Origin of the sequence: Actinomyces sp. HMT 175 (genome assembly GCF_016694895.1) — a bacterium.
Lineage (GTDB): Bacteria > Actinomycetota > Actinomycetes > Actinomycetales > Actinomycetaceae > Actinomyces > Actinomyces oris.
Genome location: NZ_CP068012.1, coordinates 2,525,576 through 2,544,005 on the forward strand (window position 1 = coordinate 2,525,576; position 18,430 = coordinate 2,544,005).

Annotated in this window: 10 protein-coding genes; 2 read left to right on the top strand and 8 right to left on the bottom strand. The window is 69.6% G+C overall.

The window, feature by feature from the left end; all coding sequences use genetic code 11:
- The first annotated feature begins 188 nt into the window (after positions 1-188).
- Positions 189-2,747, top strand: coding sequence for a bifunctional lysylphosphatidylglycerol flippase/synthetase MprF (locus JJJ14_RS10595; RefSeq protein ID WP_201444098.1), 2,559 nt, complete (start codon positions 189-191; stop codon positions 2,745-2,747).
- Between the two features lie 91 nt (positions 2,748-2,838).
- Positions 2,839-4,179, top strand: a complete 1,341-nt coding sequence (locus tag JJJ14_RS10600) for an alpha/beta hydrolase (protein ID WP_236592948.1) — start codon at positions 2,839-2,841, stop codon at positions 4,177-4,179.
- 66 nt (positions 4,180-4,245) lie between these two features.
- On the opposite strand, the gene ppdK is transcribed toward JJJ14_RS10600, so the two are convergent.
- The 8 genes from ppdK to JJJ14_RS10635 form a co-directional block, all read right to left on the bottom strand.
- Complete coding sequence (gene ppdK / locus JJJ14_RS10605; protein WP_201444100.1) at positions 4,246-6,951, bottom strand: pyruvate, phosphate dikinase; 2,706 nt, start codon at positions 6,949-6,951, stop codon at positions 4,246-4,248.
- A 139-nt stretch (positions 6,952-7,090) separates the two neighbouring features.
- Positions 7,091-7,216 carry a hypothetical protein gene (locus JJJ14_RS12720; RefSeq protein WP_255304779.1) on the bottom strand — a complete coding sequence of 42 codons (126 nt, stop codon included), beginning with the start codon at positions 7,214-7,216 and terminating at the stop codon, positions 7,091-7,093.
- Positions 7,217-7,659: 443 nt separating this feature from the next.
- Positions 7,660-8,106, bottom strand: coding sequence for a universal stress protein (locus tag JJJ14_RS10610; protein ID WP_065361937.1), 447 nt, complete (start codon positions 8,104-8,106; stop codon positions 7,660-7,662).
- A 28-nt stretch (positions 8,107-8,134) separates the two neighbouring features.
- Positions 8,135-9,547: an MFS transporter gene (locus JJJ14_RS10615; protein WP_065361936.1), complete on the bottom strand. Its 1,413-nt coding sequence runs from the start codon at positions 9,545-9,547 to the stop codon at positions 8,135-8,137.
- A 202-nt stretch (positions 9,548-9,749) separates the two neighbouring features.
- Positions 9,750-10,859, bottom strand: coding sequence for a putative glycoside hydrolase (locus JJJ14_RS10620; protein WP_201444101.1), 1,110 nt, complete (start codon positions 10,857-10,859; stop codon positions 9,750-9,752).
- Positions 10,856-13,369, bottom strand: a complete 2,514-nt coding sequence (gene pelF / locus JJJ14_RS12725; RefSeq protein ID WP_101559830.1) for a GT4 family glycosyltransferase PelF — start codon at positions 13,367-13,369, stop codon at positions 10,856-10,858. Before pelF ends, JJJ14_RS10620 begins: the two co-directional genes overlap by 4 nt.
- Entirely contained in the window at positions 13,366-14,814 is a 1,449-nt protein-coding gene (locus JJJ14_RS10630; protein WP_201444102.1) for a hypothetical protein, read from the bottom strand. The genes pelF and JJJ14_RS10630 overlap by 4 nt, the downstream gene beginning before the upstream one ends.
- Before the next feature lie 587 nt (positions 14,815-15,401).
- The gene (locus tag JJJ14_RS10635) at positions 15,402-18,002 is read right to left on the bottom strand and encodes an ATP-dependent Clp protease ATP-binding subunit (protein WP_003787373.1); all 2,601 of its coding nucleotides are present in this window, start codon (positions 18,000-18,002) and stop codon (positions 15,402-15,404) included.
- Between the last annotated feature and the right edge of the window lie 428 nt (positions 18,003-18,430).

Genomic DNA, 18,430 nt, shown 5'->3' on the forward strand with positions numbered 1-18,430 from the left:
ATCGAGGTTATCTCCTAGGGTTATCCCCGATTCTTGGAGAGACCGGTCTCATGGTCGCATCCACCTGGAGGTGGATGAGGATGCCCGGGAAGTGGATAAGAATGTCGGCTGGTCGGCTCCCGGCGGGGAGCCCCGACCATCCCCTATCGCATCACCAGCCTCCCATCACCTACCGCTGAGGAGCGTTCATGCCGTCGGCCTCGTCCACCACATCTCCCCCGGACGCATCCGAGCTCGCGCCCTCGCCGGTGCCCTCCTCCACCCCATCACCCGCACCATCGCCGTCATCGGCGCCGGCAGCCCCTGCGTCTGAGCCCTCGCACCTGAGCGCCTACGCGCACCGAGCCTCGCGGGCCGCGCGCGCCTGGCTGGCCCCCGCGCCGGCCGCAACCACCTGCGCGGCGCTGACCCTCGTCATCAGCATCCTCCTGCTGCCCTGGGGGCCCCGGGGGCAGATCGCCCTGTCCGCCTACATCCACCAGCCCCAGCGGGCATGGACCCTGCTGACCGCCTGGGCGGTCCCTGGTCACCTGCTGCCGGTGACAGGCTGCCTCATGCTGCTGTCCGTCGGCGTGCTGCTGGAGAGGCTCCTGGGCACGCGACGGTGGCTGGCCACCGCCGTCGTCTCCTGCGCCGGAGGCATCGTCCTGGCCCAGGCGCTCTACCCCCTCATCGGCCGGGTGTGGGACGCCTGGTCCCCCTACCTCATCCACGCCCCGATCCAGGGCATCAGCCTGCCCATCGCCGGCCTGGTGGCGGCCTCCACCAGCGTCATGCGCCCGTCCTGGCGACGGCGCACGCGCCTGGCGGCCTTCGCCGTCCTCATCGTCTCGGCCGCCGTGACCGGAACCGTGGGCGCCCTGGCCCGCCTGGGAGCCGGCGTCATCGGCCTCATCATGGGCGTCGTCCTGGAGCGCGGGCAGCAGTCGGCCCCCTCCCAGGAGCTGCCCCGGCGCGTGGAGCGCGAGCTCGTGGCCTTCCTGGTGGCCTGCTGGGCCGTGAGCTGCGCCCTGGCGGTGGTGAGTAACGCCGCCGGCCCCCTGGCTGATGCCCGCTACGGGCTGACCCCCGCCATCCTGCCCAAGGACGCCGTCATCTACCCCGTCGAGCAGCTCCTGATGTGCATGCCGGCGCTCCTGCAGCTGGTCCTGGCCGATGGCCTGCGCCGGGGGCGTCGCTCAGCGGCCTTCGGCACCATCGCCCTGCAGATCTTCCTGGGGGTGTGCGCGGCCCTGTTCGCCCTGGTGGAGAAGATCGGCGAGCAACTGCCCGAGTCCGGTTCCACCACGACCCAGCTCCTGCACAGCTGGCTGCGCTCGGGGCACCTGCTGGTGCCGCTGCTGCTCAACATCGTGGTCATCAGCCTGGTGGTGTGGACCAGGAGGCGCTTCACCCTGGGCTCGCGCCCCGGCGTCATTCGCCGCGCCGTCGTCGCCTGGGTCCTGACCCTCCTGGGCGGGGCGGTCCTGACCGTCGCCGGGGGCCTGCTCATGTCGCATGACTTCTCCCCCTACGCGACCTGGCCCGCCCTGCTGGAGACCTACGTGTCCTACCTGCTGCCCATCAGCACCGGCGGCATCATGAGCCTGATCGTCGAGCCCCTGACCCCCCTGGCCTACCTGCTCACCGCGTGGGTTCCGGTCCTGGTGTGGCTCCTGACGATCCTGTGGGTGTGGCTGGCCCAGTCCGCTCCCGCCCGCACCCGGATCTCCGACCGCGAGGAGCTCGTCGACCTGGTGCGCAGCCGCGGCGCCGGGACCCTGGGGTGGATGCTCACCTGGCAGGGCAACGAGGCCTGGGTCAACGAGGCGGGCACGGCCGGCTTCTCCTACCGGCCCAGCCGCGACGTCGCCCTGACGGTCGGGGACCCCGCCGCCGACGACGCCGACGTGGCCCAGGCGGTGCGCGACTTCGCCGACTTCGCCACCGACGCCGGACTCATCCCCGCCCTGTACTCGGTGCACGCCCCGGCCATGGAGGCCGCCCGCGACATGGGCTGGACGATCATGCAGGTGGCTGAGGAGTCCGTCCTGGACCTGCCGGACCTGGCCTTCCGCGGCAAGGCCTACCAGGACGTGCGCACCGCCCTCAACCACGCCAACAAGGAGGGCGTCGAGGCGGTATGGACCACCTTCCGCGACTGCCCGGCCGGCCGGCGCGACCAGATTCGGGCCATCTCCCAGGCCTGGGCCAGTGACAAGCCGCTGCCGGAGATGGGCTTCACCCTCGGCGGCCTGGCCGAGCTCGACGACGCCGAGACACGCCTGCTGCTGGCCGTGGACGCCGAGGGCACCGTCCAGGGCGTCACCTCCTGGCTGCCGGTCTACCGCGACGGGCGCGTCATCGGTCTGACCCTGGACTTCATGCGACGCCGCGAGGGCGGCTTCCGCCCCGTCATGGAGTACCTCATCGGGCGCGCCGCCCAGGACGCCCAGGCCGAGGGGCTGGAGATCCTGTCCCTGTCCGGGGCGCCGCTGTCACGCTCCGCACCGGCCGACGGCGATGCCTCCTCACGCTTCGACCCGCTCCTGAACCTGTTGGCCTCCGTGCTGGAGCCGGCCTACGGATTCGGCTCCCTGCACGCCTACAAGCGCAAGTTCAAGCCGCGCTCCGTGCCCATGTACCTGGCGGTTCCCGACCTGGTGGACCTGCCCACGGTGGGGATCGCCATCGCCCGGGCCTACCTGCCCGGTCTCAAGCCCTCCCAGACGGCGCGCTTCGCCCATGTGCTGATGAACCGTGACTGAGATCAGCGGTGCTGGCACGCCCACCGCCGACGTGCAGGCGTCGGGCGGCGTCGTGGACGCTCTCAAGGCCGTCCACATCCTCCAGCCCTGACTGGGGGCGGTCTGCGTGATCGTTGCCGCGGTGGTCATCGCCTGGCTGTGGTGGCGGCGCACCCGCTACCTGCCCTGGCATCGCCAGCTCGTCGTACCTGCCGCCGCCGCAGCGAGCGCAGTGACCTTCTGGCTGGCCGTGGACGTCATCTGGCATCCCGTCGCCGACGGCGTCGGCTGGTTCGTGTGGACCTGGGTGGGCGTCGTCGGCCTCGTCATCGCCCAGCTGGTCACCGGCAACCGCACCGAAGGACGTCACCGGGCGGTGCGTTCACGCAACCGCCGCCTGGTGCGCGCCACGGAGTCGGCCTCCAGCCTCGTGGCCGTGGTGGCCTCCTCCCTGCTGGCCATCAACACCTTCTTCGCCTCCTACCCCACCCTGGCATCGGTCCTGGGCTACGGGGTGGCGACCACGCCACTCAACCGTCTGCAGGGCGCCGCGGCCCGGTCTCCGGCACCCGTGCGTGGCCGCGGGATGCTGGAGGAGACCTGGAGGCCGCCGTCGGACATGCCCGCCCACGGCCAGGCGGTCACCGCCGACATCCCGGCCGGCGACCAGTCCGGAACGAAGGGCTTCACGCCGCGAGGGGCCTTCATCTACCTGCCGCCGGCCTACCTGGGCTCACAGCGCCCGGCCCTGCCGGTCCTCGTCCTGCTCACCGGGCAGCCGGGAAGCCCGTCGGACTGGTTCGAGCTGGGGAACCTGAAGGACACGATGGACGCCTACGCGGCCGACCACCACGGCCTGGCCCCGGTAGTCGTCGTCGCCGACCTCCTGGGCAGCCCGTACACCAATCCCCTGTGCTCCGACACCGAGGCGGGCGGCAAGGTGGCCACCTACCTGGAGAAGGACGTCCCGACCTGGATCAGGGCGAACCTGCAGGTCGACGACGACCCCGCCCACTGGGCAGTGGCCGGCCTGTCCAACGGGGGCACCTGCGCGATGCAGGTCGTCACCCGCTCACCGGGCGTCTACCGCACCTTCCTGGCGATCAGCGCCGAGGAGCACCCCACGCTGGGCAGCGTGGAGCGCACCATCGCCCAGGGCTTCGGAGGAGACCGTGCCGCCTACCAGGCCAACGACCCGCTCTCCCTGATGTCCACCGCACCACCCGGCCGCTACGACGGCATCGCCGGCATCTTGTCGGTGGGCCGCCAGGACGCGAGCTACCGCGGGGCCGTGCCCGTCCTGGCCGAGGCCGCCACGAGGGCCGGGATGACGGTGAGCACCCGCCAGTACGACGGCGCCCACACCTGGGCCGTGTGGGGGCCGGCGCTGGCCGACCAGCTCGACTGGCTGGGCGGGCGCCTGGGTATCGCCTCGCCGTCGCCGGCCTCCTGATCCCAGCCCGACCCCCACGACACTGTTGGTCCACGGACCTCGCTACCCGGCTACCCGGTTACCCGGCTACTCAGCCTTGTCCGCGACGGCCGCGCGCCCGGCCTCCAGGCGGGCCACCGGCACCCGGAAGGGCGAGCAGGAGACGTAGTTCAGGCCCACCCGGTGGAAGAAGCCGATGGACTCGGGGTCCCCGCCGTGCTCGCCGCACACGCCCATCTTCATCGTCGGCTTGGTGGAGCGGCCGCCCTCGACCCCCAGGCGCACCATGCCGCCCACGCCGTCGGTGTCGATGGTCTCGAAGGGGGAGACCCCGAAGATGCCGTCGTCGGTGTAGTGGCCCACGAAGGAGCCCTCGACGTCGTCGCGTGAGAAGCCCCAGGTGGTCTGGGTCAGGTCGTTGGTGCCGAAGGAGAAGAAGTCGGCCTCCTCGGCGACGTGGGCGGAGGTGACGGCAGCACGCGGCAGCTCGATCATGCAGCCCACCGGGAAGTCGAGGGCATAGCCGGAGGCCTGGGAGACCTCCTGCAGCACGTGCTCCACGCGCTCGCGCGCCAGCTGGAGCTCACGCACCGACCCGATGAGCGGGATCATGATCTCGGGGTGCGGGTCGCCACCGGCCTTGAGGCGCTCGACGGCGGCCTCGGCGATGGCGCGCACCTGGAGCTCGATGAGGCCCGGCATGGTCAGCAGCAGGCGGACCCCGCGCAGGCCGAGCATCGGGTTGGCCTCGTGGCTCTTGCGCACCACGGCCAGGAGCTCCTCGTCGGCCGGGTCCAGCTCGCCACGCTCGCGGTCCACGGCCACCTTGACGCTCAGCTCGGTCAGGTCCGGCAGGAACTCGTGCAGCGGCGGGTCGATGAGGCGCACCGTCATGGGCTTGCCGTTCATCGTCTCGAACATCTGGATGAAGTCGCCCTTCTGCAGCGGCAGGAGGGCGGCCAGGGCGGCCTCGCGCTCGGCGTCGGAGGAGGCCAGGATGAGGTTCTGGACGAACTGCTTGCGCTCGCCCAGGAACATGTGCTCGGTGCGGCACAGGCCCACGCCCTGGGCGCCGCGGTGGATGGCGTGGCGGGCGTCGTCGGGGGTGTCGGCGTTGGCGCGCACCTGAAGGCGGCGAACCTCGTCGGCGTGGCCCATGAGGCGGTCCACGGCGGTGACGAGCTCGCGGGTGTCGTCGTCGCCGGCCGCCTTGAGCGCCTCGTCCAGGCCTCGGCGCAGGTAGGTCATGACCGGGGAGTCGACGACGCCGACCTCGCCGAGGAAGACCTCGCCGGTGGTGCCGTCGATGGCGATGATGTCCTCACTGGTGAGGACCTCATCGCGCCCCGCGATGCGCAGGGTCTTGGCGGCGGAGTCGACCTCGAGGGCCTCGGCGCCGCACACGCAGGTCTTGCCCATGCCGCGGGCGACGACGGCGGCGTGGCTGGTCTTGCCGCCGCGGGCCGTGAGCACGCCGGCGGCCGCGACCATGCCGGGCAGGTCGTCGGGGTTGGTCTCGCGGCGCACGAGGATGACGGAGTCGCCCTTCTCGGCACGGGAGACGGCCTCGTCGTTGTCGAAGGCGATGTAGCCCACGGCGGCGCCCGGGGAGGCGGCCATGGCGCGGGTGAGCAGGTCGCGGCTGGAGTCGTCGTCGAACTGGGGGAACATCAGCTGGGTGAGCTGCTCGCCGGAGACGCGCGTGAGGGCCTCGTTCATGGTGATGAGCTTTTCGTCAACGAGCTGGGTGGCCACACGGAAGGCGGCCGCGGCGGTGCGCTTGCCCACGCGGGTCTGGAGCATCCACAGCTTGCCGCGCTCGATGGTGAACTCGATGTCGCACAGGTCGCGGTAGTGGGTCTCCAGGCGGCGCATGATGGAGCGCAGCTCGTCGTAGGAGGCCTTGTCCAGGCGCTCGAGGTCGGCCAGGGACAGGGTGTTGCGGATGCCGGCGACGACGTCCTCACCCTGGGCGTTGACGAGGTAGTCGCCGTAGACGCCGGTGCGCCCGGTGGAGGGGTCGCGAGTGAAGCACACGCCGGTGCCGGAGGTCTCCCCCATGTTGCCGAACACCATGGTGCACACGTTGACCGCGGTGCCCAGGTCGTGCGGGATCTTCTCGCGGCGGCGGTAGATGTGGGCGCGCTCGGTGTTCCAGGAGCGGAAGACGGCCTCAGTGGCCATGTCCAGCTGGGAGCGGGGGTCCTGCGGGAAGTCGATGCCGGCGTGCTCCTTGACGATGGCCTTGTACTCCTCCACCAGCTCCTGGAGGGCGTCCACGGGGAGCTCGTAGTCCATGGAGACGCCCCGCGCGTCCTTCTTGGCGTCCAGGGCGTCGGAGAAGTGGTCGCCGTCGATGTCCAGGACGGTCTTGCCGAACATCTGGATGAGGCGGCGGTAGGAGTCCCAGGCGAAGCGCTCGTCGGAGCTGGCGGCGGCCAGGCCCTTGACGGAGACGTCGTTGAGGCCGATGTTGAGGACGGTCTCCATCATGCCGGGCATGGAGAACTTGGCGCCGCTTCGCACCGAGACGAGCAGGGGGTCCTCGGCGGCGCCGAGCTCGCGCCCCAGCTCCTCCTCGACTCCGCGCAGAGCGGTAGTGACCTGGACCGAGAGCTCCTCAGGGACCTCGCCGCTGGCCAGGTAGGCGCGACAGGCGTCGGTGGTGATGGTGAATCCGGGGGGAACGGGGAGATCCAGCCGGGTCATCTCCGCCAGGTTCGCTCCTTTGCCTCCCAGGAGATCCTTCTGGTCCTTGTCACCCTCGCTGAAGCGGTACACGTACTTGGGCATCCTTGCCTCTTTCGGTTCTTGTGGAACTAGGGACTCCGTGCACGCGCAGGCGCACACGAAGCACTCTATGTGACTTCAGTCCCATGTTGCAGGTGACTCATCCAGCCGCGAACAGGGCTGCGCCGGCCGGCCCCGGGGCTTAAGGGCGCAGCGCCAGCAGGCCGGTGTGTCCCGGCAGGGTGATGCGGGTGGACAGGGACTCACCGTCGGGCGCCCCGGAGCGGGTCGGGGCGCGGGGCCACCCGGGCAGACGCAGCGCCACCATGCGCCCAGCCCGGCCCCACGTATCACAGGAGGTACGACAACTGCTCAAAACGGGTTCTTCGTGTCGTGGGGATGGGGTTGTGCGGGGCTTTCCTCGTCGGGGTCTCGGGGTACGTGGTCGTACGCGATCCCACCCGGTCGTACGTAAAACCGCGTGGTCGTACCCCCAGCGCACGCGGTCGTACGTAAAACCGCGCGGTCGTACCTTAGAGCCCCTCTAAGGTACGACCGCGCGCCGCCGGGTACGACCACGCGACGCCGAGTACGACCGCGCAGGACCCCGAGACGCCGAACCACCGGCACCCGCTCACCCCGACCACGCCCTCACACACGAAGAACCTCAAAACATAGCGGCGGATGCCCGCCACACTTCCGCGTGGCGGGCATCCGCCGCCGGTCCGATCGCGCAGGATCCGACGCGTGCGTCCGACGTCTATCCGGCGACTAGGGAACGACGACGAGGACGTCGCACTTCGACTTGCGGAGCACCTGGACGGAGACGGCTCCGAAGACGCGGCCGAACAGCGAATCGACGCCTTTGGATCCGACGATGACGAGGTCCGCCTCGGTCTCCAAGGTGACGAGGGTGACGGCATCGACCGCCGTGCCCTCGACGACGACGCCCTGGGCGAGGGCGACGCCGCGCTCAACGGCGATATCACGCGCCTTCTCGACGACGGCGTAGGCCTGGTCCTCGGTGAGCCCGACCCGCACATCGGCGACGGGGGCAAACTCGTTGATGCGAGCCTTGTCCCGCGCCGAGACGGGGTCGAAGCCGGCGACGAGGAGAAGAGCGGCGTCGCACAGGCGAGCCATCTCGCAGGCGCGATCGATGACGTGGGTGTTCGCCTCGACATCGCCGACTCCGGCGACAATGGTGGTATAGGTCACGGATGACATCCTTTCGTGGGGCACCCGGTCAGGCCACGGCAGTCTCAGTGGCGGACACGGCGGCGGCGCGCACCCGCGGGTCCGCGTCCTTGACGGTGTCGATCCACTCGATGAGCAGACCGGCGATGACGAGGAAGACTGCGACGAAGAGCATGGCGTTGACCGGGTGATCGCCGAGCAGGTGCTTGTAAATGGGACCGAAGGTGAGGGTCTGGATGAACTGGGGGATGACGATCATCATATTGATAACGCCCATGTAGACGCCTCGGCGCTCCTTGCGGATCATCTCAATGGCCATGATGTAGGGCACGCCCGTAATAGAAGCCCAGGCCACACCAATGCCGATCATGGGCAGGTAGAGGACCGCGGTGTGGCCGGGGCTGCCGATGCGGGTGAGCAGGACCAGGCAGACGGCGGCGAGGAACAGCGCCGCGGTGTGGACGTGCTTGGGACCGATGCGGTTGGACAATCGCGCCAGGAAGAGGGCGACGACCGTGCAGGAGACGTAGTAGGCGACCATGAGCCCGGTGGCGAAGCCGGAGGCGTCGTTGAAGGCCTCGGTCTTGGCGTACCCCGGGTCGGACAGGTTCACGCCGAAGTAGGTGACGGCGCACATGAGGCCCAGGTACTGCCAGAAGACGTTCATGGCGTACCACTGGAAGAGGTAGACCAGGGCCATCTTCTTCAGGCCGCGGGGCATCTCGACGATGGCGACGCCGATGTCCTTGAGGAAGCCGAAGGGGCCCTCCTCCCGCTTCTTGCGCTCGAGCTCGACCAAGCCCTCCGGCGTGGGCGGCAGCTCCTTGGTGGAGAGCACCGAGATGAGCACCGAGCCGATGGAGCACACCGAGCCCACCATGAAGGCGCCGAAGACCCAGTAGGGGATGCCGGCGGCGGTGGCGCCCGCCAGGGTCTTCTCCAGAACGACGAGGGTCCCGGCGGCCAGGGCCGAGCCGGCGCCGATGAACAGGGACTGGGCGAGGAAGCCCTTGGCGAGCTGCTTGGAGGGCAGGCGGTCGCCGATGAAGGCCCGGTAGGGCTCCATGGCCGTGTTGTTCGAGGCGTCCAGCAGCCACAGGCACAGCACCGCCATCCACAAGGCGGTGACGAAGGGCATGAGGAACAGGAACACGGAGCAGCCGACGGCCCCGATCAGGAAGAAGGGCTTACGGCGTCCCCACTTCTCGCTCCAGGTCCGGTCCGAGAGCGCCCCGATGAGCGGTTGGATGAGCAGGCCGGTGACGGGTCCGGCCAGATTGAGGATGGGGATCTCGTCAGCGGAAGCCCCGAGGAACTGGTAGATGGGCGACATGGCGTTCTGCTGCATGCCGAAGGAGTACTGGATGCCGAAGAATCCGACGTTCATCAGCAGGATCTGAGCAGTGCTCATCATGGGCTTGTGCGCGATGTCCGCCGCGCTATTCTGGGAAGTCTGTGCCATAGGTCATCCTTGTCCTGGGTCCTGTGGAACTCTGTCGACGCCGCCCGAGACGGACGCCGCACTTCCTGCCCGAGAGAACGCTGTACGGGACGGCGGGGATCTCAGGAAGTCAAGCAGGTCAATGATCCACCCAACAAGACTAACGTTTGACAGGTCTTTAGCCCCATTATCGGATCTCGCACGAGCCGGACCGGGTCATGACTCATGCACGCAGGGCAATCATCCCACGATGCGCGCTGAGGGGCACCTCCAGAGCCAGCGCCTCACCGTCCGGGTCCCCGGTGGGCCCCGGTGACCTGAGGCCCGCCGGGAGACGCACGGTGCCGCCTCCCTCCTCGCCGAGCGCGACGGCGGCCACTCCGCCCTCGAACTCGCGCACCCAGGCGCCCGAGGTCCTCCGGGGCCGTCCCAGCGGGCGCCCCAGGTCGGCGTCGAGGGCGGGGAACCAGGGAGTGCGCGAGTAGTCGTCGTGACCGGTGGCCGTGTAGGCGCCCTCCCCTCCCCCGAAGACCCAGAAGGCCGCCAGCCCGTAGAGGCCGGGGGACGTGCGGGCACCGGACATGGAGCCGCCGCCCCCGCCGTCGGGGGTGCGCACGATGGACAGGCCCGGCCCTCGCAGCTCGTGAATCTGGGCCAGGGCCGTGGCCTCATCGAAGAGGTGATGGTCCCCCCAGCCCAGCCAGCACTCGTCGAAGCCACCACCCCAGGCCGAGTGGCGCTCCCAGCGGCCGGGTTCCCGGCGGGCCTCGGCCACGTTGGGGATGAGGATCTTGCCCACGGCGTTGAGGCCGGCACCGGCCTGGTCCACGAAGATGTTCAGCTCGGCGCGCAGGGCGGCGGTGTCGGCGATTCCGTCCAGGGGGAGGTCCAGGCCGTAGTAGTCGTCGAAGACGTCGTTGTCCGCCATGACGCCGTCGAAGGCGGTCTCAGCGGTGGCCTGGCAGACCTCCTCCACCCAGCGGGCGCGGTAGTCGGGGTCCCACACGCGGGCCTGGAAGTGGCCGGGGTAGGTGTTCCACTCGACCAGGTCGCCGTTGTCACGCCTGGCGAGCCAGCCGCGGCGTCGGGCCTCGCGGTAGGACAGCCCGGAGGCGCGCATGGAGTCCGGCTCGAAGTCTCGCGTGGAGGACAGGCACCGGTAGGCCAGGACCGTCATGTCCGGTCGTGCCTCCTTGAGGCGGGCTGCTGCCTCGGTCTCCCAGGGCTGGAGGATCGCGGCCCGATAGTGGGCGATCGCGAAGTCCAGCTCCCCGGGCTCGAGCGGGTTGCCGTAACGGATCCAGGCTCCGACGCCGCCGGTGCTGCTCCTCATGCTCCTCCTTGGTCGGCGCGGGCGCCGGTCTGCTCGCCGGCGCCGCCCTGACGGTAGATCGTGTTGTAGGAGGCGTTGACCTTGACCAGGTCGTAGGCCGCCTCCACTCGGCCGCGGGCGTTGAGGCTCAGACGTTCGTAGAGATCGACGTCGGAGATGACCTCCTGGACCTTGTCCGCCATGACGGTGGGGTCGCCGGGCTCGATGATGATGCCGCAGGGGTCCCAGGTCTGCCCGTCGTCGGTGACGATCATGTCCTCGACGACGGAGCGCACGGCGCCGACGTCGGTGCTCACCGTGGGGATGCCGGCCCCCATGGTCTCCAGGGAGACGACCGGCAGGCCCTCGTTGTAGCTGGGCAGGACGAACAGGTCGAACTCGGGCAGGAGCTCGCGGACCTTGACGGTGCCGCGCACGGTGATGACGCTCTCCAGGCCCTGCTCGACGATGCGGGTCAGGCACTGCTCGAAGTAGGAGGGCATGTGCTCGGTGGGCCCGCACACGTCCAGGTGGATGTTCAGGCCCCGGTCCACCATGAGGCGCACCGAGTCGATCATGTCCAGCAGCCCCTTGATGGGCACGACGCGGGCGATGTACACCAGCTTCCACAGGTGCTTGTCCGCGCCCTCCTTCTTGATCTCCTCGATGGCGGCCAGGCGCGCGGCGTAGGAGGCGTCGAACTCCGAGGTGACGATGCCGTTGGGGATGACGATGGCGCGCCCGGAGTCACCGCCGAGCTCATTGGCCTCGGTGATGGCCCGAGGGTAGAGGTAGGTGGAGGCGTAGGCGTAGGGGTAGCACAGGCGCCCCATCTCCAGCCACCAGGCCATCCACATGCGCTCGCGCCCGGTGACGTCGAAGGTGCGGTAGTCGGTGAGCCTGACGTTGAGGTCCAGCCGGCGTTCCAGGAGGGTGTTGACGGTGTCGCGCACGTAGAGGTTGTGCTCGGTCAGCAGCACCTTGGTGCCGTGCTCGCGGGCGGCGTTGACGCCCAGCAGCATGGCGTAGCCGGTGGTGTGGGCGTGGTAGACCTGGGCGCGCGGGACCGGTTCGGCCAGGACCGCGTAGGCCAGGGAGAAGAAGTCGCGCAGGCACCAGAAGATGTCGGTCATCGACATCCCCAGGTCCGGCATCATGTCGTGGTAGGCCTCCATGAACTCGCGCGTGCCCAGGATCGCCCAGACCGGGTAGCGGCGCGAGGCGCTCAGGCCCTCGCTGATGAGGTCCCACAGCGGCTCGGTCTGGCCGTCCTGGGCCAGGGCGAGCAGGGCCCCCAGGATGCGCCGGGACAGTTCGCGGCGCTGGCGGCGGTTCATGCGCAGGTCGCGCGGACGGGCGCGCAGGAAGTCCTCCTGGTGCTCCTCCATGGACAGGTAGAGGACCTTCACCCAGGCGACGTTGTCCGGCATGCCGTAGAGGTCCTTGAGGGGCGAGTGGGAGTCCCAGGTGATGTGGATGATCCCGAAGGTGAGGTCCGGGTTGCCGGTGATGATGTCGTGGACCACCGCGGAGACCCCGCCCTTGAGGTAGGGGTAGGTGGACTCCATGACGATGGCGACGTCGACGTCCACGTACACGCCGTCCTCGGGGACGCCGTCGGGCAGGACCTGCTCATCGGCCTCGGGCTCCGGCTCCTCGGGGGGCGGGAGCAGCTCGGCCGCGCCGGCGGGGGCCTCCTCGTCCTCGGCCTCCTCCTGGGCGGCCTGCTGCTGGGACAGGGGGATGGCGGCGGCGTGGGAGGCGGCCGAGGCCACGGACTCCCAGGCGATGGCGGTGGGTGCGGGGGTCTGCTGGGGCTCGGGCTGGTCGGGCTGTGGGAGGACGGACTCCTGCGGGGCCGGCTCGGCGGGGACCGAGGAATCGCCGTACACCGGGGGCATGGAGGGCTCAGAGGGCGCTCCGGCTGCAGCGGCGTCGGAGGCCAAGGCGGAGGGGGCGGCAGGGGCTTCGGCGTCAACGAGTGGCTCCGACGCGGTGGAGCGGGGGGCGGCCGGCTCCACTGGTAAGGAGGCCGAGGCACCCGAGGCAGCCGGTGCAGCAGAGCTCACGGCGCCGAAGATCGGGGAGTCCAGGGCGTCGGGGCTCTGCGGGGAGGTCGGCTCCGGACTCTTGGGGCGGGGCTGGACCACTCCGTAGCCGGCCGGCGCCGGGGTCTGGACGACGCCGTAGATCGGCGCGGCCGGGATCTCAGGAGCCGGGAGCTCAGGAGTGGAGGCCGAGGCCGCGGCCGGCTCGGCAACCGGTTCGGTGGCGGGCGGGTCAGTGGATGGGACGGCGGGCGAGCCTGCGGTGGGGGTGGCGGCCGAGGGCCCGCTCAGGGCGCCGCCGGTGGTGACGACGACGCCGTATCCGTCGGGGCCGACCTTGATCCTGGGGCCGGTCTCCTCGCCCCGGTCGCCGATGCCAGGGGCGTCGTCGGGACTGGGCATCGGGGCGTAGCCGCCGGCGGGAGCCGAGTAGCGCAGCGGAAGGCTCTCCAGGCGGGCGCGGAAGGAGGATGACGAGCTCACCAGGACATGGCCTTTCCCCAGAAGAACGAGTACTCGGGTGCGGCCCACCGCTTGCGGTAGAGCAGCAGCCCCAGCGCGCACAGCAGCAGGTCGACGCCGGCCAGCGGCAGGTAGGCGGCGGCGTCGGCCACCTTGAGCAGCAGGGCCGCGGCGATCGCCACGTGGATGCCGGACAGGAGCAGAGCGGTGGTCGAGTCGCCGATGTGGTCGATCTCGTAGCTCAGGAGCGTCAGCACCGTGAACAGGGTCGAGGCGAGGCACACCTCGAGGACCAGCGGGACCTGCTCGGTGGACATGAGCGCCATGGAGCACACGACGACGATGACGCCGGCGACCCCCACGATGCAGGCGCGGATGAGGCTGGCGTCCAGCAGCCGACGCAGCGTGCGTCCGCGCTCTCGCAGACTGGCCATGCCCTCACGCTTGAGAACCGTCTGGAACAGGGCGATCTCGGTGTTGACCCGGGGTGCGGTGACCGCGAAGTAGTAGCAGTAGGCGACGACGGCGGGCTGGAGGCACAGGTAGACCAGCGCCACGTCGAAGTCACGACCGGCGCCCAGGAAGAGGAAGAACTTGTCCGACCACAGCACTCCTCCCAGGATCGCACCGCGCAGCATGTCCTGCACGAGGATGCCGGTGGCGCACCCGCGGGGCCGCAGGATCTTTCCCAGAGAGCGCCCCATGGACAGGAGCTGGCTGAGGGCCCCGACCAGCGGGGGCAGGTACCACCAGGTGGGCTCGGCGACGAGTGCGACGGCGTAGCAGAGCCAGCCCACCGACCACAGGCGGCGGCGTCCGGCGACGTCGGCGACGATGAGCGACTGGACGAAGACGACGTGCAGGAGGAGCAGGGCGGTGTGGACGCCCAGGACGTGCAGGTTCCAGCCGGTCACGGCGGCCACGACGAGGATCTCCAGCGCCGTGGGCAGGAGCGCCCACAGGAACAGCGCCGGCCAGATGGAGCAGTAGCGCTCCAGGACCGCCCGCGGGCCGCGGCCGATGGAGTCGCCCAGGAGCCGGTAGACCGGGGTGCCGATGATCTGGCTGAGCCAGGGCACGGCCACTGACACGCTCAGGACGATGACCGGCAGGCCGATGCCACTCACCGTACTGGCAGCCATCTTCTGGGACACGACGGGGAAGCTCAGGCCCAGCAGGATCGCCGGGGACATGCCCAGGAGCATTGCCGCACCCCAGTGCCAGCGGGCCCCCGGGGCAATGCCGCCGCGCTTGAGCGCACGGGTGGGCGGCGCCGTGACCAGCCCCAGGCCGATGAGGACCGTGAGGACCAGAACGCCGACGGTGACCTGCTTCGGCCAGCCGACCCAGGGCAGCGCCGCCGCCGCCACGCCGAGGACGCTCAGGGTCGCAGCAGCGTTAGCGGTCCGCAGGCGCGGAAAACGGTGCTGGTGGAAATGTCGCGGTTCGTATCTGAGTTGGGTCATGGGAGTAGCGGCACCAAGAATGCGTGAGCACGCACGGGCGATCCGAGCCGGACATTCCGGCGCCGCGACCGAGGGGTGTCGCGGCAGTCTGAATGAGGGCGGACAGGTACGGACAGTGAGGACGAGTAGGGGCGATAACGGTTGAGACGGCCCCGCGCGGGGCGGGGTGACGACACCGATCGACCATGTCCGAGGGACGACTTTCGACGGATCGTCACTCCACTGTATCGGGCAGAGGACAGACAGGAGACGGTCAAGCCAAACTCTCAGAATGTTCTCTTAGTGCATTCAGGCGTCATTCACTTTTCATGTGCTTGCTTCGCAGTTCAGGCGACTAAGAGGCCCGTGCATATTCGCAGCCGCGAACTGCACCCCGCACACTCCTGCGTCCACGATCATGGTCTCCACCTGGAAAAATGAGCACGGGGGCAAGGCAGCCCCACCACCTCCCCCGAGGTTCGTGCCAACGCGTCTTGCAGTCTGAGGGCTCCCATGCGCGGCGACGACGATGGGCCGCAACCCCAGCGGGGTTGCGGCCCATCGTATGGAACTGATAAGGGAACTGGACCGGGCGGGACCCGGCGAGGTCAGCGCCCGGGCTCGGCGGCCGGCGAGGCGCCGCCGCCACGACTGATGGGCGGAGTGGAGATGCGCAGCGGGCTGGAGGCCCCACCCCCGCCGCCGGCCGCGGCGTCCTCGGCCTCACGCAGTGCGGCGACCTCGGCCTCGCCCTGCTCCCAGGGCTCGCCGCGGAAGATGAACTCACCCAGGATGGACTCGCCCTCGGCGTCGACGATGACCTTCTGGCCCCGCTCGAGCTCTCCGAAGAGGATCTTCTCGCTCAGGGCGTCCTCGATGTCGCGCTGGATGGCGCGGCGCAGCGGACGGGCGCCGAGCACCGGGTCGAAGCCGCGCTCGGCCAGGAGGTCCTTGGCGGCCTCGGTCAGCTCGATGGTCATCTGCTGCTCGGCCAGGCGCTTGTCAAGGCGCACGATCATGAGGTCGACGATCTGGCGCACCTCCTCCTTGGTCAGCTGCGGGAAGACGATGAGGTCATCGACGCGGTTGAGGAACTCGGGCCGGAACTGCTGCTTGAGCTCGCGATTGACGTGAGCCTTCATCTCCTCGTAGTCCATGGCGCCGGACTCGGTGGACTGGAAGCCGGTGGCCACCGACTTGCCGATGTCCTTGGAGCCGAGGTTGGTGGTCATGATAATGACGGTGTTCTTGAAGTCGACCACGCGGCCCTGGGCGTCGGAGAGGTGCCCGTCCTCCAGGATCTGCAGCAGGGAGTTGAAGATGTCCGGGTGGGCCTTCTCAACCTCGTCGAACAGGACCACGGAGAAGGGTCGGCGGCGCACCTTCTCGGTGAGCTGGCCGCCCTCGTCGTAGCCGACGTAGCCGGGAGGGGCGCCGAAGAGCCGCGAGACCGTGTGCTTCTCGGCGAACTCGGACATGTCGAGCTGGATGAGGGCGTCCTCGTCGTCGAACAGGAACTCCGCCAGGGCCTTGGCCAGCTCGGTCTTTCCGACGCCGGTGGGGCCGGCAAAGATGAAGGAGCCGCCGGGGCGCTTGGGGTCCTTCAGGCCGGCCCGGGTGCGGCGGATCGACTTCGACAGGGCCTCGATGGCCTTGTTCTGGCCGATGATGCGCTTGTGGAGCTCGGCCTCCATGTTGAGGAGCTTGGCGGACTCGGCCTCGGTCAGCTTGACCACCGGGATGCCGGTGGACATGGCCAGGACCTCGGCGATGAGCGCCTCGTCAACCTCCGCGACCTGGTCGAGGTCGCCGGACTTCCAGGCCTTCTCCTTGGCGGCGCGCTCGTCGGCCAGGCGGCGCTCGTCGTCGCGCAGGGAGGCGGCGCGCTCGAAGTCCTGGTCGTCGATGGCCGACTCCTTCTCCCGCTTGACCTGGGCGATCTGCTCGTCGATCTCGCGCAGCTCGGGCGGAGCCGTCATGCGGCGGATGCGCAGGCGGGCGCCGGCCTCGTCGACCAGGTCGATGGCCTTGTCCGGCAGGAAGCGGTCGTTGATGTAGCGGTCGGCGAGCTTGGCGGCGGCCTCGATGGCCTCGTCGGTGATGACGATGCGGTGGAAGGCCTCGTAGCGGTCGCGCAGGCCAGTGAGGATCCCGATGGTCTCCTCGATGCTGGGCTGGTCGACGGTCACCGGCTGGAAGCGGCGCTCCAGGGCGGCGTCCTTCTCGATCTTGCGGTACTCGTCCAAGGTGGTGGCCCCGATGGTCTGGAGCTCACCGCGGGCCAGCATGGGCTTGAGGATGGAGGCGGCGTCGACGGCTCCCTCGGCGGCGCCGGCACCGACGAGGGTGTGGATCTCGTCGATGAACAGGACGATGTCGCCGCGAGTGCGCACCTCCTTGAGGACCTTCTTGAGGCGCTCCTCGAAGTCGCCGCGGTAGCGCGAGCCAGCCACGAGCGAGCCCATGTCCAGGGAGTAGAGCTGCTTGTCGCGCAGGGTCTCGGGGACGTCACCGTGGACGATGGCCTGGCTCAGACCCTCGACGACGGCGGTCTTGCCCACGCCCGGCTCCCCGATGAGGACGGGATTGTTCTTGGTGCGCCGGGAGAGGACCTGCATGACCCTCTCCATCTCCTTCTTGCGGCCGATGACCGGGTCCAGCTTGCCCTCGCGGGCGGCGGCGGTGAGGTTGCGGCCGAACTGGTCCAGGATGGCGCTGCCCGAGGGCGTGCCCTCCTTGGAGGGGCCGCCGGCGTTGACGGTCTCCTTGCCCTCGTAGCCCGAGAGCATCTGCATGACGGTCTGGCGCACGCTGGACAGATCCCCGCCGAGGTTGGTCAGGACCTGGGCGGCCACTCCCTCGCCCTCGCGCAGGAGGCCGAGGAGCAGGTGCTCGGTGCCGATGTAGTTGTGGCCGAGCTGGAGGGCCTCGCGCATGGAGAGCTCGAAGACCTTCTTGCCGCGCGGCGTGAAGGGGATGTGGCCGGTGGGGGCGGACTGCCCCTCGCCGATGATCTCGATGACCTGGCTGCGCACGGCGTCCAGGGAGATATCCATGGACTCCAGGGCCTTGGCGGCCACTCCCTCGCCCTCGTGGATGAGGCCGAGAAGGAGGTGCTCGGTGCCGATGTAGTTGTGGTTCAGGGCCCGCGCCTCGTCCTGCGCGAGCACGACGACGCGTCGGGCGCGGTCGGTAAAGCGTTCAAACATCAGTAATTCCTCCTCGGCACGCGCTCAGTGCGGGACCGCTCGTCCGGTGGTGGCGAGGGATGTCGCAGCGCCGCGGAGAGATGGCGCTGAGAGCACGTGCTGACAAGGCTAACCAGGCCGACGCCCGGGCCATGCCCCTGTTCGCGGTAGGCGTGAGTAAGCCTTGAGCCGGGTCGGCTCAAGATGAGGAGTCACGAGGGCGGTCTCCTCCTCCTGGCGCCCGCACCCGGCATTCCACGCCTGGCGCCCCACCTCTGCCGCCCCACCCCACCGGTCGCGGTCGTAGGTTAGGTCGCGCGATCGCCCCCTGAACCCTCGATCGCGCGCCATAAGGCACGACCGCGGCTACGGGGACGGCCGGTGTATTCACGCGGCACAGGACGAGCTGCCTCACGAATTCTGCCGCACGATTCGGATCCACCCATCAC

Bases quoted from the DNA above. Each gene is read 5' to 3' on its own strand.
- JJJ14_RS10595 (WP_201444098.1), top strand. From the start codon at position 189: ATGCCGTCGGCCTCGTCCACCACATCTCCCCCGGACGCATCCGAGCTC.
- ppdK (WP_201444100.1), bottom strand. From the start codon at position 6,951: ATGCCCAAGTACGTGTACCGCTTCAGCGAGGGTGACAAGGACCAGAAG.
- JJJ14_RS12720 (WP_255304779.1), bottom strand. From the start codon at position 7,216: ATGGTGGCGCTGCGTCTGCCCGGGTGGCCCCGCGCCCCGACCCGCTCC.
- JJJ14_RS10615 (WP_065361936.1), bottom strand. From the start codon at position 9,547: ATGGCACAGACTTCCCAGAATAGCGCGGCGGACATCGCGCACAAGCCC.
- JJJ14_RS10620 (WP_201444101.1), bottom strand. From the start codon at position 10,859: ATGAGGAGCAGCACCGGCGGCGTCGGAGCCTGGATCCGTTACGGCAAC.
- JJJ14_RS10630 (WP_201444102.1), bottom strand. From the start codon at position 14,814: ATGACCCAACTCAGATACGAACCGCGACATTTCCACCAGCACCGTTTT.
- JJJ14_RS10635 (WP_003787373.1), bottom strand. From the start codon at position 18,002: ATGTTTGAACGCTTTACCGACCGCGCCCGACGCGTCGTCGTGCTCGCG.